The organism is Serratia sp. ME47 (assembly GCF_903970925.1).
In the GTDB taxonomy this organism is placed as follows: domain Bacteria; phylum Pseudomonadota; class Gammaproteobacteria; order Enterobacterales; family Enterobacteriaceae; genus Serratia; species Serratia ureilytica.
This window is the reverse complement of sequence record NZ_CAJCKE010000010.1, coordinates 80,119-102,405: the sequence shown is the minus strand read 5'-3', so window position 1 is coordinate 102,405 and position 22,287 is coordinate 80,119. Positions and strand designations below refer to the sequence as shown.

The following is a 22,287-nucleotide window of genomic DNA, read 5'->3' as shown; positions in this document are numbered from 1 at the left end:
ATTACCTTTTTCAGCCATGTAGTATCGACCAATTAAGTGATTGTTTTGAAATTTGATCTGGGTCACATGTCGCTACCTGTTTCGCCTTCCATTTTTACCGTAAGCCGCCTGAATCAGACGGTTCGCCAACTGCTGGAAATGGAAATGGGGCAGATTTGGCTCTCCGCCGAGATCTCCAACCTCTCCCAGCCCGCCTCCGGCCACTGGTATTTCACCCTGAAAGACGACCGCGCCCAGGTGCGCTGCGCGATGTTCCGCAACAGCAATCGCCGCGTCACCTTCCGGCCGCAAAACGGCCAGCAGGTCCTGGTGCGCGCCAGCATCACGCTGTATGAACCGCGCGGCGACTACCAGCTGATCGCCGAGAGCATGCAGCCCGCCGGCGACGGCCTGCTGCAGCAACAGTTCGAGCAGTTAAAACATCGCCTGAGCGCCGAAGGGCTGTTCGATCAGCAGTTCAAGCAGCCGCTGCCCGCACCGGCCAAACGCGTCGGGGTGATCACCTCCGCCAGCGGCGCGGCGCTGCACGATATCCTGCAGGTATTGCAGCGGCGCGATCCGTCGCTGCCGATCGTCATCTACCCCACCTCGGTGCAGGGCGCGGAAGCGCCGATGCAGATCGTGCGCGCCATTGAGACCGCCAACCGCCGCGATGAATGCGACGTGCTGATCGTCGGCCGCGGCGGCGGTTCGCTGGAGGATCTGTGGAGCTTCAACGACGAACGCGTGGCGCGAGCGATCTTCGCCAGCCGCATTCCGATCGTCAGCGCCGTCGGCCATGAAACCGACGTCACCATCGCCGACTTCGTCGCCGACCTGCGCGCGCCGACCCCTTCCGCCGCCGCCGAACTGGTGAGCCGCAATCAGCTCGAGCTGTTGCGCCAGCTGCAGTCGCAGCAGCAGCGGCTGGAGATGGCGATGGATTACTACCTGGCGCAGCGTCAGCAGCAGTTCACCCGCATTCATCACCGTTTACAGCAGCAGCATCCGCATCTGCGCCTGGCGCGCCAGCAGACGCTGCTGTTCAAGCTGCAGCGCCGAATGGAAGACGGTATGCAGCAGCAGCTGCGCCTGGCCACCCGCCGCAGCGAACGCATCCAGCAGCGGCTGGCGCAGGTGCAGCCGCAGGGCCGCATTCACCGCTACCAACAGCGCGTGCAGCAGCAGGAATACCGTCTGCAGCAGGCGATGGAGCGCCAGCTCAACGCCTACCGCCAGCGTTTCGGCGTGGCGTGCAGCCAGCTGGAGACCGTCAGCCCGCTGGCGACGCTGGCGCGCGGCTACAGCGTGACGCAAACTCCGCGCGGCGAGCTGCTGAAAACCACCAAGCAGGCGCAGGTCGGCGAACTGCTGAAAACCCGCCTGCAGGATGGCTGGGTGGAAAGCGAGGTGAAAACCATCACCGTCGCCAAAAAGCCGCGCAAGACGCGCGCGGCCGAGTAAGCCCTACTCCAGCGTAAAACGCTCGCCGGGTTCACCGTTCACCCACAGCGCGCGCGTTTCGCCTTCCGGCAGGCTGAGCATCAGCGTGCGCCAGGCCGGGCGGAAATGCCCTTCCGTCGTGATATCCACCATGATGCGCTGATGGTCGCAGCGCATTTCCCAGCGCAGCCACAGCGCATCGCCCTGCCGCCAGCCGTCGCTTTCGCCGTCGTCCTCAAACAGCAGCCCGCCGCTCGCCCCGCCGCCCTTGAGCGGAAACAGGCGCAGCTCGCGCCGATCGTCGGCGGCCACGTCCACATGCGCCAACCGCTGCGACAGCGGCAGCGCCGCCCCGGCGCGCACCAGCAGCGGCAGACGCTCCAACGGCGCCGCCAGCGTCACCGTCTGGCCGCCGCCGAACCACTGGCCGCTGTAGAAGCAGTACCAGCCTTCGCCGTTATCCGGCAGATACACCGAACGGCGACGTTGCCCCGGCTCCACCACGCTGGCCACCAGCAGATCGCGGCCAATCAGAAAATCGTCGTTTTCGCCAAAGGTGCGCGCATCCTGTTCGTGATCGAGAAAAGTCGGGCGCAGCATCGGCTCGTCGTCGGCGCAGGCCTGCCACAGCAGCGTGTAGAAATACGGCAGCAGCCGGTAACGCAGGTTGATCGCCTCGCGCACCGCCGGGGTGGCGGCCGGGTACATCCAGGGTTCGTTGACCGTGGCGTCGTCATTCCAGGAGTGGATGGTGAAACGCGGGTGCATCACGCCGTTTTGTACCCAGCGCACCAGCAGCTCCGCGTCCGGTTTGTCACCGGAGAAGCCACCGACGTCGTGGCCGAGGTTATACAACCCGGACAGGCTCATGCCCAACCCCATGCGAATGTTGTAGCGCAGCGTCTGCCAGCTGGTGCGATTATCGCCGCTCCAGGTCTGCACGTAGCGCTGCATGCCGGCGCAGCCGGAGCGCGAGATCAGGTACGGCCGCCGCTGCGGCGCAAAGCGCAACTGGGCCTCCATCGAGGCGCGCATCATCAGCAGCGGCATCACCGGGCGGAGATGTTTGATGGCGATCGGCCGTCCAAAGCCGTGGCAGCGCGCTTCGCCGTCCCACACTTCGTACTCGTTGTTGTCGTTCCAGGTCGAATCGATGCCCATCTCCAGCAGCTGCTGTGTGACGCCCTGCTGCCACCAACGCACCGTCGCCGGATTGGTGAAGTCGAGGTGCGATCCTTCGTCGTCCCAGAAGCTGGAGCGTTCCGGCGCGTCGCTTTGCGAATCGCGGATAAACAGCCCCTGCGCCGCCACCTCTTGATACTGCGGATGATCCTGCAGCAGGCACGGCTTGATGTTGGCCGCCAGCTTGAGGCCGGCGTCGTGAAACGCCTGGCTGAGCAGCCTGGGCTGCGGCACCTTGTCATAGTTCCAGTTAAACACGTAGCGTTTGTTGTTGATCGAGGTGTAGCCCGACGACAGCTGGAAAGAGTCGCAAGGGATGGCATGTTGACGGCACAGCGCAATGAACTGTTGCAGCTGCTGCTGGGCGTCCGGCGCGTCGGTGTAGTGCATGGTCGAACCGCTGTAGCCCAGGCTCCACTTCGGCCCGAAGTGGGTGCGGCCGGTCAGGCGCACGAACGCCTTGGTGACATCCAAAACCTTCGGCCCGAGGAACAGGTAGTAATCCAGATCGCCCGCTTCGGCCTGATAGCGGCGGTAGGCCGTATGGTAGTTGTCGATCTCGTTGCCCAGATCCAGCCAGCAGCTGCTCAGGTTGTCGTAGAACAGGCCGAAGCTCGCCTCCGGCCCGCGGGTGATGGTAAACGGAATGTGCTTGTACAGCGGATCGGTGCTGGCGGCGTTGTAGCCCATCGCGTCCAGGTTGCGCATCTCGAAGCGGCGGCCGGTGCGTTCCAGCTCGCCGGCCTTCTCCCCCAGGCCGTAATAGCGCTCATCGGCGAAACGCCGCTGGTAATGCGCCACGCCGTCGCCGTGCGCGTTGAGCAGGTAGGCGCTGGTCGGCCGATCCGCCGCCAGCGGCCGCCACTCGCCGTCGGCATTGCAATACTCCCACGCCAGCCACAGCGGCTGATGCACCGTCACGCGCAGCAGCGGCGTGCTGACCACCAGCCGATCGCCCTCCCGGCGCAGCTGATAGCCCGGCAGGCTGAAACCGGCGACGCTGAGCCGATCGCGCCCCTCCCAGGGCACATCCTCCTGCGGCGCAATGCTCCAGGTGCGATCCAGCGCCAGCTCGCCCTCACGTTTGATCAACACGCGGAACAGACCGTCTTCCAGCACGTACAGGCAGAAACGGTGGCGTTCATCGACCAGCAACTCGACGTGGTCGGCATGCTGCGCCGCCAGCGTCCAATTTTTCAACGTTTTCATACATATTCCACTTAGCTGTGTGAAGGGGTTTTCTTACCGCCGCGCTCGGCGATCAGGGCGATCAGGAACAGGGCGCCGATCAAATCGAAGAAGCCCATCGCGATAAACAGCGGGTTGAAACCGAGGGTGTCGGATACCGCGCCGATCAGGAGCGTGAACAGGAAGCTGGCGATCCAGGCGCTGGAGCCGCGCATGCCGTTGACCGTCGCCATTTGGTTCTTATCGAACGATTCCACCACCAGGGCGCTGAGCATGCAGGAGATCACCTGATGGCCGAACCCGCCGATCGAGATCAGCGCGATCGCCACATAGGGATCTTGGGTGATCGCCACGAACGCCAGCGACACCATCAGGAAAGCGCCGGTCACCGAGCTGGCGACCACCGAGTTGACGCGGCTGCAGCCGAACCATTTGCGGTATAGCGTGGTGAGATAGCCGCTGGCGACGCTGCCGATATCCGCCGCCAGGAACGGCAGCCAGGCGAACATCGCGATCTGCTTCAGATCCATGCCGCGTTCGGTGGCCAGGTACAGCGGCACCCAGAAACTGAAGACCGCCCAGGCCGGCTCGGCGAGAAAGGCCGGGATGGCGATGCCATAGAATTTCTTGTTCTTGCACAGGCTGACCAGTGAAGTGAAGAACGGCAGCTTCGGCAGCACCGGCTCGTTGTCTTCACGGATCAGATCCAGCTCTTGTTGGCTGAGGTTCGGGTGCTGCTGGGGCGAGTGGTAGAACAGCCACCACAGCACTACCCAGATCAGCGCCAGCCCGCCGGAGAACAGGAACGCGCCCTGCCAGCCGAAGGAGACGTGGGCGATGACGATGATCGGCGGCGCCAGCATGGCGCCGATGGAGAAACCGACGCCCGCCCAGCCGGCGGCGATCGGACGCTCCTTCTTCGGGAACCAGTCGGAGATCGCCTTGGCGTTGGCCGGGGTGGCCGCCGCCTCCGCGCCGCCCATGAAGAAGCGCAAAATGGCCAGTTGCAACCAGCTGCCGGCGCCGGCGTGCAGCATGCACACCACCGCCCAAATGCCCGCGCAGATCAGAAAGCCCATCTTCAGGCCGATGACGTCGATCAGCCAGCCGCAGATCGGCTGAAATACCGTATAGGCCAACTGGAACGACGCCACCACCCAGGCATATTGCTCGGTGCTCATGTTCAGGCTGGTTTTCAGTTCCGGCGCCAGAATGCCCAGCGAGTTGCGGGTAATGTAGTTGACCGTGACGCCCAACAAGAACAGCGCCAGCATCCACCAGCGTAGCGATTTGAACTTGCGCCGGCCGCTCTGCGCGACCGTCTGATTGATCTCCACACTCATCGGTTCTCTCCCCGCGGCCGCCCGTGACAGCGACGCGCGCATTGGTAGGGTACGTTGCGCTATCAAAAGGGGACGGTGAACACAGGCCAATGCCCGCATAACAGGCTGGCAGTCCATCACAACCCCATGATTTATTTTTTGTTTTCTTCTTTGCACACCGTTAAAATTGGACTGACAAGTCGCTAAAATTGGTGTACCAATGCAGACTACTCAGCGATCACGCACAGCGAAACGGAGTTTTTTGCAAAGATTTTCACAGGCGGGTGAAAAAATAGTCATAATGGCCGCAGGATCCAGTCAAAGTGCTGAAAAGCTGCAGTGAAAATATTCTCATGGACGAATTTGAAGGAGATCACAAAATGAACGGAAAGCTGAAAATCCAGGAGATCGCCCGCCAAACCGGGCTGTCGATCAGCACCGTTTCCCGCGTGCTGGCGGGCAAGGCCAACACCAGCGCCGAAGCGCGCCGCAAGGTGCTGGAATGCGCGCAGCAAAACGGCATTCTACAGGGCATTTCCAGCGGCCGACTGATGTTGAACAATGTGATGGTGTTCGCGCCGCAGCGCGCGTTCGACGTGCGCACCGATATCTTCTACTACAAGGTCATTCAGGGCATCGCCGCCGCACTGATGCAGCACGAGGTGCGCATCCGTTACTGCGGCCTGGAAGAGCAGCACAGCGACGGCGCGCTGTTTCTGGAAAAAATGAGCGATCCGCACACCGAAGCGGCGCTGATCATCGGCATCGACGACGAACACATCCATACCCTGGCGGCCGATCTGCCCAAGCCCTGCGTGCTGATCAACTGCACCGATCGGCAGATGCGGCTGGACAGCGTCTCGCCGGATCATCAGCTGATCGGCGACTATTCCGCCAGCTATCTGTTCCAGCAGGGACACAGCCATATCCTCAACCTGCAGTGTCTGCGCCGCCACACCATGGAGCTGCGGCTGGCGGGCATCCGGCAGGCCTACGCGCGGCATCATCTGCCGTTCGACGACGGCCGCCATCTGGTGACCACTTCCGGCTTCGGCAGCGAAGAGGCCGAACAGGCGCTGAGCACCTACCTGAACCGCGCCCCGCTGCCGACGGCGATCCTGGCCGGCGGCGACTACATGGCGGTCGGGGCGGTCAAGGCGCTCAACAAGCTGGGGCTGAGCGTACCGGGCGACGTATCGGTGATGAGCACCGATGGCTTCAACCTGGCGGAAATACACGACGTGCCGCTGACCTCGGTACAGGTGCCGCGTGATGAGCTGGGCTACGAGGCGATCCAGCTGCTGCAGCGGCGCATGCTGCGCGCCGACGCGCCGCCGTGCAACCTGCTGCTGCATGGCCGGTTGGCGGTACGCGCCTCGGTGCGGCGCATCAGTCACCACAAGACCACCCCGGCGGTGAGCACGCATAACCACAGGCTTTATGACGAGTAGACTACACTTAGGCTCAGTGCATTCATTCGATGAGGTAAATTTTTTGCCTAAGGAGAGCCACTATGCCAGCCCAGCGCATGCGTTCCGTTATTCCTCCCTACATGCTGCGCCGCATTATTGAACACGGTAACGCCCCGCAGCGCGACTGCGCGCTGCACACCCTGAACCACGTGCAAAGCCTGCTCGGCAACAAGCCGCTGCGTTCACCGACCGAGAAAAACGCCCGAGCCGGCGAAGCGCTCCGCGATATCTACGACGCCCAGAACGGCACCCAACTGCCCGGCAAACAGGTGCGCAAGGAGGGCCAGCCCAGCAACCACGACGTGGCGGTGGACGAGGCCTACGACTATCTCGGCGTCACCTACGATTTCTTCTGGCAGGCCTACCGGCGCAATTCGCTGGATAATAAAGGGCTGCCGCTGGTCGGCAGCGTGCACTACGGCAAGGAGTACCAGAACGCTTTCTGGAACGGCCAGCAGATGGTGTTCGGCGACGGCGACGGCGAGATCTTCAACCGTTTCACCATCGCCATCGACGTGGTCGGCCACGAGCTGGCGCACGGCGTGACCGAGAGCGAAGCCGGGCTGATCTACTACCAGCAGTCCGGCGCGCTCAACGAATCGCTGTCTGACGTGTTCGGTTCGTTGGTCAAACAATTCCACCTGCAGCAAACCGCCGATAAAGCAGACTGGCTGATCGGCGCCGGGCTGCTCGCCAAGGGCATCAAAGGCAAAGGGCTGCGCTCGATGTCAGCGCCCGGCACCGCCTACGACGACCCGCTGCTGGGCAAAGACCCGCAGCCCGCCAGCATGAAGGATTACATCCAGACCAAGGAAGACAACGGCGGCGTGCACCTCAACTCCGGCATTCCCAACCGCGCGTTCTACCTGGCGGCAACCGCGCTGGGCGGCTTCGCCTGGGAAAAAGCCGGCTACGTCTGGTATGACACAGTGTGCGACAAAGCGCTGCCGCAAAACGCCGACTTCGCCACCTTCGCCCGCGCCACGGTGAAACACGCGCAGGCGCGTTTCGATCAAAGCGTGGCGGACAAGGTGCAGCAGGCCTGGCATCAGGTGGGGGTGGAGTAATGAAACCGCTGCCGACGCTCAATCAGGATACAGTCATTGAGCTGGCGCGCGAGGGAGGCTTCGCCTACATTCCCAAACTGGCGGGCCAGCGCCGCATTGCGCTGGCCGATATCACGCCGGAGCAACGGCAGCGCCTGAATCAGTTGCTGAATCAGACGCTGCCGTACGCCCAGGAAGAGGGCCAACCCAACTCCCCCGGCTGCGGCGACCAGCGCTACTACCGCGTACAGATCAACTACACCAGCCCCACCCTGAGCACCGAGATCGTGCTGTTAATCCCGGAAAGCAGCGCGCCGCAGGCGCTGGTGGATCTGTGGAAAACCGGTCAGGTGGATGAGTGAGGGCTTACAGCGGCTGATAGCTGAAATTCACCCGTTTTTTGGAGATCAGCCCGTGCCCGTTCTGGCACAGGTAATCCACCGCCCCGCAGGCCTTCAACTCTTGCAGCGGCTGCCCGCACTCCGGGCAGCTCGCCAGCTGCCGATAATCGCGCTGACAGGCGGCACAATGGTAGTGACCCGCTACCCAATTCATGGTCTGACGACAGTGCGGACAATGCGCATCCATAACGGCTCCCAGGTTAAATCGCGCCCCATGAGCGCAAGAAATAGATCCCCAACGCGGTGGTGAAGAACGACCCGACGGTGGTGATAGCGATAATGTTGGCCGCCAGCGTGGCGTTGCCGCCCATGGCGCGCGTCATCACATAGCTGCCCGAAGCGGTCGGCGTGGCGGAAAACAGGAAGATAATGCCCAGCGCCGCCCCCTGAAACCCGCATAGCCAGCCGGCCAGCGTCATCAGGAACGGCACCAGAAACAGCTTGGCCGCCGACGACAGCGCCGCCACGTTGGACGAGCGGAACATGGCGCGGAAATCCAGGCTGGCGCCGGTGCACAGCAGCGCCAACGGCAGCGACAGCGCGGAGATATAGCTGCCGGTCTGGCGGATCACGGTCGGGATGCCCAGCCCGGTTTGCGCATACAGCAGCCCGCACACCAGGCCGATGATCAGCGGATTGGTGACAATGCTGCGCAGCAGCGACAGGTGGCTGATTTTCTTGCCCTGCCCACCCTGCAGGCTGCGCGTGAGGGTGATGACCGACAGTATGTTGAACAGGATCACGGTCACGGTCAGGTACAGCGAGGCGAGCGCAATGCCTTCGCTGCCGTAGGCGGTCATGGCGTAGGCCAGACCGACGATGGCGGTGTTGGCGCGAAACCCGCCCTGCACGAATACCCCGCGCTCACGCGGTTCTTTCACCACCCACCTGGCCGCCAGCTCCAGCAGCAGGAAGGTCGCCAGCGTGCCGACCGCGCCGAACAGCACCAGCGGCAGATTGCCGAGCAGCTGCGGATGGTTGGTGGCGATGCTGAAAAACAGCAGGCACGGCAGCGCCAGATTGAACACCAGGCGGGTCGCGCCGTCGACGAAGCGGTCATCCATCAGGCGCCAATGGCGTAACAGGATCCCCAGCAGCATCATCAACAGATTCGGCACGGTGACGTCGAACGCAAAACTCCAGGTTTCCCAGGACATGGTGTTCCTTCAGACAGGCGAGGTAATCTTCAGATAATAAAACGATTTCGGGCCAATAAAAAAGGGGCGCGGCATCACTGCCGCGCCCCTCATGAGCGATTACTTGCTCTTTTTCAGGTGGCTCATCAGGCGTTTGCGCTTACGCATCTGGGTCGGCGTCAGCAGGTTGCGTTTGCCGGCGAACGGGTTGTCGCCCTCTTTGAACTGGATGCGGATCGGCGTCCCCATCACGTTCAGCGAGCGACGGAAGTAGTTCATCAGGTAGCGCTTGTACGAATCGGCCAGATCGCTGACCTGGTTGCCGTGGATCACCACGATCGGCGGGTTGTAACCGCCGGCGTGGGCGTACTTCAGCTTCACGCGGCGGCCGCGCACCAACGGCGGCTGGTGATCGTCAACCGCCATCTGCATGATTTTGGTCAGCATCGAGGTGTTTACGCGACGGGTTGCGCACTCGTAGGCTTCCTGTACCGATTCGAACAGGTTGCCGACGCCGCTGCCGTGCAGGGCGGAAATAAAGTGCACACGCGCGAAGTCGACGAAGCCCAGACGCAGATCGAGCATCTCTTTCACGTGCTCGCGATCTTCTTCGCTCATGCCGTCCCACTTGTTGACCGCAATCACCAGTGAGCGCCCACTATTGAGGATAAAGCCGAGCAGCGAGAGGTCCTGATCGGAGATGCCTTCACGCGCGTCAATCACCAGCAGCACCACGTTGGCGTCTTCAATCGCCTGCAGGGTCTTGATCACCGAGAATTTCTCGACGGTTTCGGTCACCTTGCCGCGTTTGCGCACCCCGGCGGTGTCGATCAGCACGTATTCGCGTTCGTCGCGCACCATCGGAATGTAGATGCTGTCGCGGGTGGTGCCCGGCATGTCATACACCACCACGCGCTCCTCGCCGAGGATACGGTTAGTGAGCGTAGACTTACCGACGTTCGGGCGGCCGACGATCGCCAGTTTGATCGGCAGATCCTGCGGATTGAACGCTTCTTCCGGCTCTTCGTCTTCTTCGCCTTCCAGCGTTTCGCCGTTTTGCTCGGCCCAGTAAGCGGCGTTGGCCTCTTCCTCGGTCAGCTCGACGTCTTCCGGTTTTTCCGGCACGAACGGCACCAGCACGTGTTCAATCAGCTGGGTCACGCCGCGGCCGTGAGAAGCGGCGATAGCGAACACTTCACCCAGACCGAGCGAGTAGAAATCGGCGGTGGCGGTGTCCGGATCCAGACCGTCGGTCTTGTTGGCCACCAGGAAGGTCGCCTTCTGGCGGCTGCGCAGGTGCTGGGCGATGCCCTGATCCGCCGGCATCAGGCCGGCGCGGGCGTCGACCATGAACAGCACGATGTCCGCTTCTTCGATCGCCAGCAGCGACTGACCGGCCATGCGCGTTTCGACGCCGTCTTCGGTGCCGTCGATGCCGCCGGTATCGACGATGATAAATTCATTGCCTTCGATTTCAGCACGACCATACTTGCGGTCACGCGTCAGCCCCGGGAAATCCGCCACCAGCGCATCGCGCGTATGGGTTAAACGGTTGAACAAGGTGGATTTACCCACATTCGGGCGCCCGACCAGCGCGACGACAGGTATCATTGTTGAAGCCTCATTACTTAATAATCAATGCGTTACTGCACTGTGGATAGACACCGTCGGTGCAGCTTATAAAATACGAAACGGCCCCTGAACATTCAGGAGCCGTTTTCCCCTTCATCTTTCGCGCCACAGCGGCGTTGTCTGCGCACCTTCGCCTCGGTCACTTAGCTCACTAAGCTCCCGAGGACTCATGCGCTTGCCGCCTGGCTGCAACCCGAAATCATTCGGGTGCAAGAAGGGTTACGACGAGCGGCGTTAGCGGGTGAAAGCGTAAACTTTCCCGCCGCGAGCCTGGATGACCAGCTTGTCGCCGGCCACCATCGGCGCAGACAGGAAGCCGGAGCTGTCCACTTCCTGCTGGGCGACAAAACGGCCATCGGTGGTGTTGACCCAGTGCAGATAGCCTTCGGCGTCACCGGTCACCAGATAACCATTATACATCACCGGCGGCGTCAGGTTGCGGTGCAGCAGATCGCTTTGCGTCCACACGGTCACGCCGCCTTCGGTGCTGAGCGCCACCACGCGATCGTTCTGGTCGATCAGGTAGATGCGGCCCGCGTCGACGATGAAATCATTCACCGAACCCAGCTCGCGTTTCCAGATGATCTGACCGGAACGCAGATCCAGCGCCGTCAGGTTGCCGTTGTAACCCAGCGCGTAGACCACGCCGTCAACGATCACCGGCGTGGTGTCCACGTCGTTCAGGCGATCGATTTCGGTCGCGCCGCTCGGCTGAGAAATGCGCTGTTGCCAGATCAGTTGGCCCTGCTGCATCAGCACGGCGCTGACGCGGCCGTTGTCACCGCCGACGATGGCGGCGCCAAAGGCGACGGCCGGCGCGGATTCACCGCGCAGCGACAGCGAAGGCATGTCCAGGTTAACCGTCCACTTCACCGCGCCGTCGGCTTCGTTCAGCGCCTGCAGCATGCCGTTGGAGGTATGCACCAACACCATGCCGTCGCTGACAACCGGACGGGAGATCGCTTCGCCGGCCACTTTGGTCTGCCAGGCGATGGCGCCGTCGGCGGTGTTCAATGCGTAAACCACCGCTTTTTCGCTGCCGACGTAAACCTTGTCGCCCGCAACCGTCAGGCCGCCCGACAGCAGCGCAGACAGGTTGCTGGAGAAGAAGCCGGTCTTCTCGGAAAGATTGACCTTCCATTTCTCGTTGCCGCTGTCGGCATCCATCGCTTTCACGATGCCGAAGCGATCGGCGGCGTAAATGGTGCTGTCCTGATAGGCCGGGCGCAGGTGGGAGTAATACTCACCGATACCGTCGCCCACCGAGGTGCTCCACGCCTTGTTCGGCGTAAACTGATTTTCAACTTTCGGCAACGGCGACATGGTAACCACGTCTTCTTCGCTGTTAAACAGCGAGCAACCACTCAGCAAGGCAGCGGAAACCAGTCCGACCAAGAGTGTTTTACGCAATTGCATGGGAATTCCCCTTAGCTGGACAAGTTATTCAATTTCATGCGCAGCAGAACCTGCAGCGCTTGAGAAGCGTTGGACTCAATGCCTTTGCTGTAAGCTTCGCGCGCGCCCTTGGCGTCGCCCTTCGCCAGCAGCACATCGCCGCGCACATCCTGCATCATCGCCGCCCAGCCTTCGCCTTTCACGCCATCCAGCGTTTTCAGCGCTTCATCCAGCTTTTTCTCCTGCAGCTGGACGCGCGCCAGACGCAGGTCGATCATCGCCAACAGGTTGTCGTCTTTGGTCTGGCCCTGCGCCAGCGCCAATTGTTGTTCCGCCTTGGCGAAATCATTCTGTTCGACAAAGTGCTTGGCCAACTGCAGCGCGGCCAGTACGCCGTAGCTGTTGCCGTTGGCCTGGACAAATTTCTCTGCGGCAGCCACGTCATCCGGCTTGCCGGCCGCCAGACGATCGCTGGCTTCCTGATAGGATTGCGATGCCGCCATCATGTTGGAGTTTTCATGGCTCTGCCAGTAACGCCAGCCAACCAGGGCACCAATTCCGAGCACCACGCCCACCGCCAGCGCTTTGCCGTTCTCGGCAAAGAACCGACGCAGTGCGTCGACTTGTTCGTTTTCAGTGGTATAGACTTCCACGGTGTCCTTCTCCTTAACCTAACATCAAAGCCAGACGCGCAGCGACTTCGCTTTGCGCCAGCGTTTCTTGTTCACCACTGCGCAGGTCTTTCACCACCACCTGCTGCGCCGCCACTTCGCTCTCGCCCAGGATCAGCGCGATGCGCGCGCCCCATTTGTCCGCACGGGTGATCTGCTTCTTGAAGTTGCCGCCGCCGTAATTGGTCATCAGCTTCAGCTGCGGCGCCGCGTCGCGCACCTGTTCAGCCAGCTGCATCGCCGCGCTCTGGGTGCCCGCGCCGGAAGAGATGACGTACACGTCGATAGCCGACGGCGCCTTGAATTCCGGGTTGACCGCCTGCACCAGCAGCACCAGACGCTCCAGGCCCATGGCGAAACCGACCGCCGGGGTGGCGCGGCCGCCCAACTGCTCGACCAGACCGTCGTAACGGCCGCCCGCGCAGACGGTGCCCTGCGCGCCCAAGCTGGTGGTCACCCACTCAAACACGGTGCGGTTGTAGTAATCCAGACCGCGCACCAGGCGCTCGTTAACGGTATATGGGATACCTGCCTGCGCCAAAAGTTCACACAGACCGGCGAAGTGAGCACGGGATTCTTCATCCAGGTACTCGGACAGGCGCGGCGCGTCGTTCAGCAGCGCCTGCACCTCAGGATTCTTGGAGTCCAGCACGCGCAGCGGGTTGCTGTACATGCGGCGTTTGCAGTCTTCGTCCAACACCTCGACGTGCTGCTCCAGGAACGCCACCAGCGCATCGCGGTAGTTGGCGCGCGCCTCCAGCGAACCGATGGAGTTCAGCTCCAGCTTGACGTGCTCGGCGATGCCCAGCGCTTTCCACCAGCGGGCGGTCAGCAGGATCAGCTCGGCGTCGATATCCGGGCCTTGCAGGCCGAACACTTCCGCGCCCAGCTGATGGAACTGGCGATAGCGGCCCTTTTGCGGGCGCTCGTAGCGGAACATCGGGCCGATGTACCACAGACGCTGTTCCTGATTGTACAGCAGACCATGTTCGATGCCGGCGCGCACGCAGCCGGCCGTCCCTTCCGGACGCAGCGTCAGGCTTTCGCCGTTGCGGTCTTCGAAGGTATACATCTCTTTTTCCACGACGTCGGTCACTTCGCCGATCGCGCGTTTGAATAACGGGGTCTGCTCTACAATCGGCAACCGGATTTCGCTGTAACCGTAGCCGCCCAGCACCTGCTTGAGGGTGCCTTCAATACGCTGCCATAATGCCGTTTCTTCCGGCAGGTAGTCGTTCATGCCGCGGATGGCTTGAATGTTCTTTGCCACGTGAGTTCTCTGTCCGTTGTCTGTAAAAATGAACCTGATTATAGGGACTTTGCCGCCCGGTATTCAACGCGGATGCGGTTTTCCGCCCTTCAGGTGCATAAACAAGCGGGCCAACAGGCCCGCCGTGTAGCGATAACGCTTATTTTTCCAGCAGATTGACCGTGATACGGTTGCTTTCGTCCATCATCGCGGCCTTGGCGCGAATCTTCGCTTCCAGCTGGTCGATCATCTGTTCGTTGTCGAAACGCTCTTTCTGGCGCACGCCGTCTTCGTAGAAGCCGCTCTTCTTGTGGCCGCCGGTCACACCCATGGTGGACACCAGCGCTTCGCCCGGGCCGTTCACCACGCAACCGATGATCGAGACGTCCATCGGCGTGATGATGTCTTCCAGGCGCTGCTCCAGCGCGTTCACCGTGCCGATCACGTCGAACTCCTGACGCGAACAGGTCGGGCAGGCGATGAAGTTGATGCCGCGCGCGCGGATGCGCAGCGACTTCAGAATGTCGAAACCGACCTTCACCTCTTCGACCGGATCCGCCGCCAGCGAGATGCGCAGGGTATCGCCGATGCCTTCAGACAGCAGCATGCCCAGGCCGATGGCCGATTTGACCGACCCGCTGCGCGCGCCGCCGGCTTCGGTGATGCCCAGATGCAGCGGCTGATCGATGCGCGACGCCAGCAGACGGTAGGATTGCACCGCCAGGAACACGTCCGACGCCTTGACGCTGACCTTGAACTGGTCGAAGTTGAGGCGATCGAGGATATCCACGTGGCGCATGGCGGATTCCAGCAGCGCTTCCGGCGTAGGTTCGCCGTACTTTTCCTGCAGATCTTTCTCCAGCGAACCGCCGTTGACGCCGATGCGAATCGGGATGTTCTTGTCGCGGGCGCAGTCCACCACCGAGCGAATGCGCGATTCGTTGCCGATGTTGCCCGGGTTGATGCGCAGGCAGTCCACGCCGTATTCGGCAACCTGCAGCGCGATGCGATAATCGAAGTGGATATCGGCGACCAGCGGCACGTTGACCTGCTGCTTGATCAGCTTGAACGCCTCGGCGGCGTCCATGGTAGGAACCGAAACGCGGACGATGTCGACGCCCACGCGCTCCAGCGCTTTAATCTGATTAACCGTTGCTTCAACATCGGTGGTACGGGTGTTGGTCATCGACTGCACGGCAATCGGCGCGCCATCACCAATAGGCACCTTGCCGACGTAAATGCGTGTAGATTTTCGACGGTTGATGGGCGCTTGGTTATGCATTACTTACTCTCCATTGCTGCTCTGACATCACGACCGGGGCCGCGCGATTACTGCGCGGCGACGGTCAGGCGAGCAACACGGTTTGACTTAACGAACCGGCTCAAATCAACCGGTTTACCCTGATACTGGATCTGTACTGCCGCCGGCGCGCCGATGGTCAGTTTGTACGGCGCAGTGCCGGTCAGGTTCAGCTTGCCGCCCTGCTTCTGGGTGCCGCTGAACAGCGTTTTACCGCTCGCGTCGGTCACCTGCAGCCAGCAGTCGGCGGAGAAATCCATCACCAGCGCGTTCGGATCGGCCGCCGGCGCAGCCACGCCCGCATCGGCGGTCGGCAGCGGCGATTGCGCCGCCGGCGCGGTTTCCGGCAGGGTGGTCTGGCTTGGCGACACCACGGCAGGCTGTTGCTGAGCCGCGCCCGGCGTCTGGGCGGTCGCCGCCGGCGCCTGAGCCACTGCGCCGGTATCGGCCGGCGCGGCGCTGTTGTCGGTCAACGGCACGTTGGTGCCGGCGTCGGCGTTGCCGTCCGTCAGCGGCACGGACTGCCCTTCGTTATTCTGTGAAAGCTGCGCGGAGGATTGATCGGCCATGGTGGCGATCTCTTCCTGCTGCGCCTTGTGGTTTTGCCACCACCAGGCGCCGGTCAGGCCAATCACCACGAACACGATAAGCCAGGTGAAGCTCATCAGCCAGCCGTCGCGTTTCTTGCGGCGCTTGCCCAGCGAGAAACTTTGCATCGGCGCCACTTTCGCCATCTTCAACGGTGCCTGCTTGGCCAGCATCGGCAGCAGTTCGTCTTCCGGCAAATGCACCAGCTTGGCGTAGGAACGGATGTAGCCGCGCACGAAGGTGGACGCGAGGTCAGCGGACACGCTGTCTTCCTCGATATCGCGCACGGTGGACATTTTGAGACACAGGCGTTCTGCAACGGCCTGTTGGCTCAGCCCGAGTTGCTCACGGGCCTGACGCAGGCGCTGGCCCGTCGTCATGGATACGGTTTTATCTTGGGAGGCTTCAGTATTCATTAGCTAAGAACTGCTGGTACTGTTTGGATTGTGGAAAACTTCGCGCTAACTGCTTGCCATAGCGTTGAACGCTATCCTGACGGCCGGCTAACGCGGCGAAACGAATCTGTAACCATAAGCTGCTGGCGCTAGCCGGCAGAACATGCTGATAAACATCCAATAAAAGTTGCGACTGGGCGCGCTTCCCTTCTCCAAATTGCTTTTCGGCCTCCGCCAACAGCGGAGCGCCTTTGTCCGGATCGACTTTCAGCGCGCGGCTCAACAGCGTGCGCGCTTCATCGTTTTGTCCGGCCTTGAGAAAACAGTAACCTGCGTTTTCCAGGCTGTCGGCGACCTGACCATAATCGGGCGCCAGCGCCGCAGCGCTAAACTGCTGTTGCGCCGGTACATACTGCCCTAAACTGCAAAGAAACGCACCGTAATTATTCAGTACGGTGCCATTGCCCGGCGCAAGTTTGAGCGCTTGCCGATAACGCTGTTCGGCCGCGGCGTTTTCACCGATCCGCTGCGCGTAGAGCGCCATGCCCAACTGCGTGCGGTAATCCTGCGGGGCCGCGTCCAGCGCCTTTTCGAGGTTCTGGCGCGCGGCGTCCATGTCACCTTGCTGCAGGTACTCCAGCCCCAGCTGCAACCGCGTCTGGCCCGCCTCAGCGACCTGTGCTTCCTTTTCCGGCGATGAGCCGGAACACCCGGCCAACAACCCGACCGCCAGCCACACACCCCACAGTTTCAGCTTCATGCCCGCATTCATTTCCTTATCGGCCGTCAGCTAACGCCCATTAGCGTCAACATCTCGCATAACAGGCTGTTAGATAACAAAAAAGGTGCTATAGGATTCAGACCGCCCGTACGTTGATAGGTTCCCCGGCCATTTTCTTTTTCAGGGTACGCTTGGTACGGTCGATCACTTCACCCGCCAGTTGCCCGCAGGCGGCATCGATATCGTCACCACGGGTTTTACGAACAATAGTCGTAAAGCCGTATTCCATCAACACCTTGGAGAAACGATCCACCCGGCTGTTGGAGCTGCGGCCGTAAGGGGCGCCCGGGAACGGGTTCCATGGGATCAGGTTGATCTTGCACGGCGTGTCTTTCAGCACTTCCGCCAGCTGATGCGCATCGTCGGTGCTGTCGTTGATATGATCCAGCATCACGTACTCGACGGTGACGCGCCCCTGGTTGGCGTTGGATTTCTCCAGGTAGCGACGCACCGCGGACAGGAAGGTCTCGATGTTGTACTTGCGGTTGATCGGCACGATCTCATCGCGGATGGTGTCGTTAGGCGCGTGCAGCGAAATGGCCAGCGCCACGTCGATCATATCGCCCAGCTTGTCCAGCGCCGGCACCACGCCGGAGGTAGACAGGGTCACGCGGCGTTTGGACAGGCCAAAGCCGAAGTCGTCCAGCATGATTTCCATCGCCGGCACCACGTTGTTCAGGTTGAGCAGTGGTTCGCCCATGCCCATCATCACCACGTTGGTGATCGGGCGTTGGCCGGTCACCTTCAGCGCGCCGATGATTTTCGCCGCGCGCCACACCTGGCCGATGATTTCCGACACGCGCAGGTTGCGGTTGAAGCCCTGCTGCGCCGTCGAACAGAATTTGCACTCCAGCGCGCAACCCACCTGCGAGGAGACGCACAGCGTCGCGCGGTCGGCTTCCGGGATGTACACGGTTTCGACCTGCTGATCGCCCACCTTGATCGCCCACTTGATGGTGCCGTCGGCCGAGCGCTGTTCTTCCGCCACTTCCGGCGCGCGGATTTCCGCCACGCGCTGCAGTTTGCCGCGCAGGACTTTGTTGATGTCGGTCATCTGCTCGAAATCGTCGCAGCAGTAGTGATAAATCCACTTCATCACCTGATCGGCGCGGAACGGTTTCTCGCCCATTTCGGCGAAGAACTCGCGCATTTGCTGGCGGTTCAGATCCAGCAGGTTGATTTTGGCCGCAGCCGGTTGCTCCACGTTAACGGAGGGGGTAGTCAGCGAATTATTTTCAGACACGGTGTGCTCGGACGTGATGGGTTCTAACATAATGATCTCTGGCCTCGTTATTACACGTTATGGCGCTAAAGAATGGAAAGTAAGTTGTGCATTTCAGCCCGCGAGATTCGGGTGGCGGCACTAAAAACACGCCCCTGACAAGTCGTCTTATCAGGGGCGCGGCATTGTACAAATTTTAGTAGCGGGTTTCTATGGCTGAAAGGCATTCAGGGCATTTTTATTGTTTCAGCCGGTGAATGCCTGGCTATCAGCTCAGAAACGGCACGATTAACGTGCGCAGATTTCGCTTTCGTTGAAGAAGTAAGCGATTTCACGCTGTGCGGATTCAACGGAGTCGGAACCGTGAACGGCGTTAGCGGTGAAGCTGTCCGCGTAGTCGGCGCGCAGGGTGCCGGCCAGTGCGTTGTCCGGGTTGGTTGCGCCCATGATGTCGCGGTTGCGCTGCACGGCGTTTTCAGATTCCAGAACCTGCACCATGATTGGGCCGGAGGTCATGAACTCTACCAGACCGTCGAAGAATGGGCGGCCTTTGTGCTCAGCGTAGAAGCCTTCAGCTTGCTCGCGAGTCAGACGCAGCATTTTAGCGGCGATGATTTTGAAACCGGCGCGCTCGAAACGCGCGTAGATAGCGCCGATGTCGTTGTTGGCTACAGCGTTTGGTTTAACGATGGAAAAGGTACGTTCTACGGTCATGATGGCCTCTGTATGACTTCCAAAACAGGCCGGTCTGCAATGTTGCCGGCCTTCTCAAGTGGCGCAGATTATATGTGCGCCGTTAACGCTTGCCTACGGGAAAATCAACATTTCATTAAAAAAATATGATCTTCCTGCGGCATTTCCGACCACGCGCCGCGTTACTGGGTTTTGTCGGTGGACGGGATCAAATTGCGCAGCCAGCTGCCCCAGCGGCGCTGATAAAACGGCTGCGTATGGGCGATTAGGTAGTGGCTGATGCCGCGCTCTTTCTCCGACACCAGGCAGAAATCGACCGGTTCGTCATTCGGCGCCGTTTCGCTGGCGACGCTGCCGGCCTCGTTGATCAACGCCTCGATCTCCGCCGGTTCTGCATCCACTTCCAGCCCGATCAGCAGATTCGGCTTCTCGTCCGCCGCCTGGTCGTGCATCAGCGCCAGAAACGCGCGGCGCACCGGTTTGCGCTGGCTGAACAGCGTGGTCAGCGCATCCACCATCGCCGACGGGTACTCTTCGGGCTGCCCCAACAGGATTTGGGTCTCTTTGTCGACGTAATGCTCAACCGGTTTGACGACGCCGCCGGTCGCCAGCAGCATCGCCACCTCTTCCGGGTAGAACTCTTTGCCGTATTCCGCCTTCGGGTTGAGGAACAGATCCGCTCCCTGGGTGATTTCAAACAGCACCCGAGCCGGCATGGCGATGAACGGCTGTTCGTCCTCAACGGCCTTCTGCAACGCTTCCAGCGAGGTGAAGAACGGAATGATGCTGCCGCCGTCCTGCTTTTCCCAATGCTGGATATTGACCGGCGTATCCGCGTTCAGCGTAATGTCGCCGTCCTGCTGCACCTGCTCGCTGTCGCCGAGGATCAGCACCGTGGCGTCGAGCAGTTCACGGAAGAACGCCGGACGGTGGGCCGGCTCCGTCACCGCCAGCTTCAGCAGGCGTTCAAGCTCGTTCTCGCTCGGGGCGGCATCGTGATGATGGGCACTCATGGCAAACTCCAGGGATCAAATAGCGAGGCCCAGCATGCTGGGCCCCGAAGATAATGCGCATTCTAGCGCCCGACGCGGCGGGCGTTCAATTATTTGGCTTTGCTCAGCAACAGATTAGCCAGGGTGCGCACGCCCAAACCGGTCGCGCCGGCCGACCACTGATCCACCGCGCCTTTGCGGTAGGTGGCGGAGCAGTCGATGTGCAGCCAGCCCTGTTGGTAATTCTTGACGAAGTGCGACAGGAAGGCCGCCGCAGTGCTGGCGCCGGCGGTATAAGCCGGGCCGGCCACGTTGTTCAGCTCGGCGAAGTTGGACGGCAGCTGGCTGCGGTGGAATTCGGCCAGCGGCAGACGCCAGAACGGCTCTTGCTCGGCGGCGGCGCTGCTCAGCAGCTCCTGCGCCAGCGCATCGTCAAAGCTGAACAGCGCGTGATAGTCGTTGCCTACCGCGGTTTTGGCCGCGCCGGTCAGGGTGGCGCAGTCGATAATCAGCTGCGGGTTCTGCTCGGCGGCATCGATCAGGCCGTCGGCCAGCACCAGGCGCCCTTCCGCATCGGTGTTCATTACCTCAACGGTTTTGCCGTTGCGGTAACGAATGATGTCGCCCAGTTTGAAGGCGTTGCCGCTGACCATGTTGTCGGCGCAGCACAGGTACAGCTTCACGCGCTGCTTCAGACCGCGCGCCGCCGCCAGCGCCAGGGCGCCGGTGATGGTGGCCGCGCCGCCCATGTCGGATTTCATCGAATCCATGAAGGCGCTCTGCTTCAGGCTGTAGCCGCCGCTGTCGAAAGTGATGCCCTTGCCGACCAGGCATGCGAACACCGGCGCATCCGGGTTGCCGGTCGGGTTGAAATCCAGTGCCAGCAGCACCGGCGGGCGTTCGGAACCGCGGCCGACGGTGTGGATGCCGGCATAGTTCTGCTCGCGCAGATCTTCGCCCTTGGTGATGCGGTAGCTGACGGCATCGCAGCCGACGTCGCACATCAGATCGACGGCGCGGGTCGCCAGCTGCTCCGGCCCCAGCTCTTCCGCCGGCATGTTGATGGTGTCGCGCACCCAGTCGACGATCTTCAGGCGCTTATCCAGCTCCTGACGCGCGGCTTCCGGCAGTTCGGCCCATTCGACGTTGCGCTGCCCTTTCGGCCCGCGATAGCCTTGCCAGAACGCCCAGCTGTTTTCCAAATCCCAACCGTCGCCGGCCAGCTTGACGTTTTTGATGCCCTGACCGTCAATTTTGCGGCCCGCGCGCTGGATCGCGCCCAGCTTGTCGGCCCCGGTCAGGTGGATAGTCATCCCTTCGCCGTTGGTGCTCAGCAGCGCTTTCTCGCCCCAGCGGGCGTCGGCAGGTTGTTGCGACAGCGTGACCTGCATGAATTCTGTTGTCATAGCCTTCTTACTCCGGATGTTCCCTTTATTATTTCATTAGGGCTTTATTGCATACCCTATGGATTTCAAATTGCAGCTAGGCGCCCAGCGATCTCATCCCCAGGAGCTTACTCAGGTAAGTGACTGGGGTGTGATCGTGCAGGTAACAACGCTGCGGTTTGAAAGACGACGGGTATGTCGGATACAAAATAAACGGGCCGCCCATGGCAGCCCGTTACGCTATTTACTCCGCTTCATCTAACCAGACCAGCAGGATCGCTTCCAGTATTTTTTCGTTGGAAGCCTGCGGATCGTCATCGAACTCTTCCAGATCGCAGATCCACTGATGCATATCGGTAAAACGCACGGTTTTCGGATCGGTGTCCGGGTATTGGTCGTACAGGGCTTCGCCGATTTCACGGCTGTCGGTCCACTTCAGTCCCATTATGATCTCCGGGTTGACGCTGCGGCTAACAATTAATGCTCACGCGCGTGGTTGACGGTGTAGCGCGGCATTTCGACCACCAGATCTTCGTCGGCGACCAGCGCCTGGCAGCTCAGACGGCTTTCCGGCTCCAGCCCCCACGCTTTGTCCAGCATGTCGTCTTCCAGCTCGCTGCTCTCTTCCAGCGAATCGAAGCCTTCACGCACGATGCAGTGGCAGGTGGTGCAGGCGCAGGATTTCTCGCAGGCGTGCTCGATTTCAATGCCGTTGCGCAGCGCAACGTTGAGGATCGACTCCCCTTTTTCGGCTTCCAGAACCGCCCCTTCCGGGCACAGATCTTGATGGGGCAGGAAAACAATTTTAGGCATGG

At 61.3% G+C, this 22,287-nt stretch carries 21 protein-coding genes; 4 read left to right on the top strand and 17 right to left on the bottom strand.

The genetic code is table 11. The annotated features are described in order from the left end of the window. The first annotated feature begins 66 nt into the window (after positions 1-66). Positions 67-1,443 carry an exodeoxyribonuclease VII large subunit gene (gene xseA / locus H7A77_RS12455; RefSeq protein ID WP_182074272.1) on the top strand — a complete coding sequence of 459 codons (1,377 nt, stop codon included), beginning with the start codon at positions 67-69 and terminating at the stop codon, positions 1,441-1,443. 3 nt (positions 1,444-1,446) lie between these two features. On the opposite strand, the gene H7A77_RS12450 is transcribed toward xseA, so the two are convergent. Together H7A77_RS12450 and H7A77_RS12445 are read right to left on the bottom strand one after the other, a co-directional pair. Further along, on the bottom strand, positions 1,447-3,813 hold the full coding sequence (locus tag H7A77_RS12450; protein WP_182074271.1) for a TIM-barrel domain-containing protein: 2,367 nt from the start codon (positions 3,811-3,813) through the stop codon (positions 1,447-1,449). Positions 3,814-3,824: 11 nt separating this feature from the next. Next, entirely contained in the window at positions 3,825-5,135 is a 1,311-nt protein-coding gene (locus H7A77_RS12445; protein ID WP_103101652.1) for an MFS transporter, read from the bottom strand. A 359-nt stretch (positions 5,136-5,494) separates the two neighbouring features. Between H7A77_RS12445 and H7A77_RS12440 the strand changes: the two genes are divergently transcribed. The 3 genes from H7A77_RS12440 (at position 5,495) to H7A77_RS12430 (ending at position 7,994) form a co-directional block, all read left to right on the top strand. Further along, positions 5,495-6,565, top strand: a complete 1,071-nt coding sequence (locus tag H7A77_RS12440; RefSeq protein WP_182074270.1) for a LacI family DNA-binding transcriptional regulator — start codon at positions 5,495-5,497, stop codon at positions 6,563-6,565. 62 nt (positions 6,566-6,627) lie between these two features. Then, positions 6,628-7,653: a M4 family metallopeptidase gene (locus H7A77_RS12435; RefSeq protein WP_033644087.1), complete on the top strand. Its 1,026-nt coding sequence runs from the start codon at positions 6,628-6,630 to the stop codon at positions 7,651-7,653. Continuing rightward, positions 7,653-7,994 (top strand): protealysin inhibitor emfourin, encoded by a 342-nt coding sequence (locus tag H7A77_RS12430; RefSeq protein WP_016929750.1) that lies wholly within the window; start codon positions 7,653-7,655, stop codon positions 7,992-7,994. The genes H7A77_RS12435 and H7A77_RS12430 overlap by 1 nt, the downstream gene beginning before the upstream one ends. A gap of 4 nt (positions 7,995-7,998) precedes the next feature. On the opposite strand, the gene H7A77_RS12425 is transcribed toward H7A77_RS12430, so the two are convergent. From H7A77_RS12425 to fdx, 15 genes are all read right to left on the bottom strand, one after another. Next, positions 7,999-8,220: a zinc ribbon domain-containing protein gene (locus tag H7A77_RS12425; protein ID WP_004941446.1), complete on the bottom strand. Its 222-nt coding sequence runs from the start codon at positions 8,218-8,220 to the stop codon at positions 7,999-8,001. Positions 8,221-8,233: 13 nt separating this feature from the next. Beyond that, on the bottom strand, positions 8,234-9,190 hold the full coding sequence (locus tag H7A77_RS12420) for an AEC family transporter (protein ID WP_033651565.1): 957 nt from the start codon (positions 9,188-9,190) through the stop codon (positions 8,234-8,236). Between the two features lie 99 nt (positions 9,191-9,289). After that, complete coding sequence (der, locus tag H7A77_RS12415; RefSeq protein WP_004941442.1) at positions 9,290-10,780, bottom strand: ribosome biogenesis GTPase Der; 1,491 nt, start codon at positions 10,778-10,780, stop codon at positions 9,290-9,292. Between the two features lie 255 nt (positions 10,781-11,035). Further along, positions 11,036-12,217 (bottom strand): outer membrane protein assembly factor BamB, encoded by a 1,182-nt coding sequence (bamB, locus tag H7A77_RS12410; protein WP_046687651.1) that lies wholly within the window; start codon positions 12,215-12,217, stop codon positions 11,036-11,038. Positions 12,218-12,228: 11 nt separating this feature from the next. Beyond that, entirely contained in the window at positions 12,229-12,849 is a 621-nt protein-coding gene (locus tag H7A77_RS12405; protein ID WP_033635592.1) for a YfgM family protein, read from the bottom strand. 13 nt (positions 12,850-12,862) lie between these two features. Further along, complete coding sequence (hisS, locus tag H7A77_RS12400; RefSeq protein WP_025303909.1) at positions 12,863-14,137, bottom strand: histidine--tRNA ligase; 1,275 nt, start codon at positions 14,135-14,137, stop codon at positions 12,863-12,865. Positions 14,138-14,276: 139 nt separating this feature from the next. Next, positions 14,277-15,398, bottom strand: a complete 1,122-nt coding sequence (gene ispG, locus H7A77_RS12395; protein WP_016929756.1) for a flavodoxin-dependent (E)-4-hydroxy-3-methylbut-2-enyl-diphosphate synthase — start codon at positions 15,396-15,398, stop codon at positions 14,277-14,279. Between the two features lie 47 nt (positions 15,399-15,445). Next, on the bottom strand, positions 15,446-16,420 hold the full coding sequence (gene rodZ / locus H7A77_RS12390; RefSeq protein ID WP_182074269.1) for a cytoskeleton protein RodZ: 975 nt from the start codon (positions 16,418-16,420) through the stop codon (positions 15,446-15,448). Beyond that, on the bottom strand, positions 16,410-17,159 hold the full coding sequence (gene pilW / locus H7A77_RS12385; protein ID WP_033644344.1) for a type IV pilus biogenesis/stability protein PilW: 750 nt from the start codon (positions 17,157-17,159) through the stop codon (positions 16,410-16,412). Before pilW ends, rodZ begins: the two co-directional genes overlap by 11 nt. A 97-nt stretch (positions 17,160-17,256) precedes the next feature. Then, positions 17,257-18,453, bottom strand: a complete 1,197-nt coding sequence (locus H7A77_RS12380; RefSeq protein WP_004941426.1) for a bifunctional tRNA (adenosine(37)-C2)-methyltransferase TrmG/ribosomal RNA large subunit methyltransferase RlmN — start codon at positions 18,451-18,453, stop codon at positions 17,257-17,259. A 237-nt stretch (positions 18,454-18,690) separates the two neighbouring features. After that, a complete protein-coding gene (ndk, locus tag H7A77_RS12375) occupies positions 18,691-19,116 on the bottom strand; it encodes a nucleoside-diphosphate kinase (protein WP_004941424.1) in 426 nt (141 codons plus the stop codon). Between the two features lie 161 nt (positions 19,117-19,277). Beyond that, the gene (gene sseB, locus H7A77_RS12370) at positions 19,278-20,108 is read right to left on the bottom strand and encodes an enhanced serine sensitivity protein SseB (RefSeq protein ID WP_028127504.1); all 831 of its coding nucleotides are present in this window, start codon (positions 20,106-20,108) and stop codon (positions 19,278-19,280) included. An 89-nt stretch (positions 20,109-20,197) separates the two neighbouring features. Then, positions 20,198-21,493 carry an aminopeptidase PepB gene (gene pepB / locus H7A77_RS12365; protein WP_044030667.1) on the bottom strand — a complete coding sequence of 432 codons (1,296 nt, stop codon included), beginning with the start codon at positions 21,491-21,493 and terminating at the stop codon, positions 20,198-20,200. Between the two features lie 223 nt (positions 21,494-21,716). Then, positions 21,717-21,917 (bottom strand): Fe-S cluster assembly protein IscX, encoded by a 201-nt coding sequence (iscX, locus tag H7A77_RS12360; RefSeq protein ID WP_006327336.1) that lies wholly within the window; start codon positions 21,915-21,917, stop codon positions 21,717-21,719. Between the two features lie 32 nt (positions 21,918-21,949). Next, positions 21,950-22,285, bottom strand: coding sequence for an ISC system 2Fe-2S type ferredoxin (fdx, locus tag H7A77_RS12355; protein ID WP_004941417.1), 336 nt, complete (start codon positions 22,283-22,285; stop codon positions 21,950-21,952). Positions 22,286-22,287 lie beyond the last annotated feature (2 nt).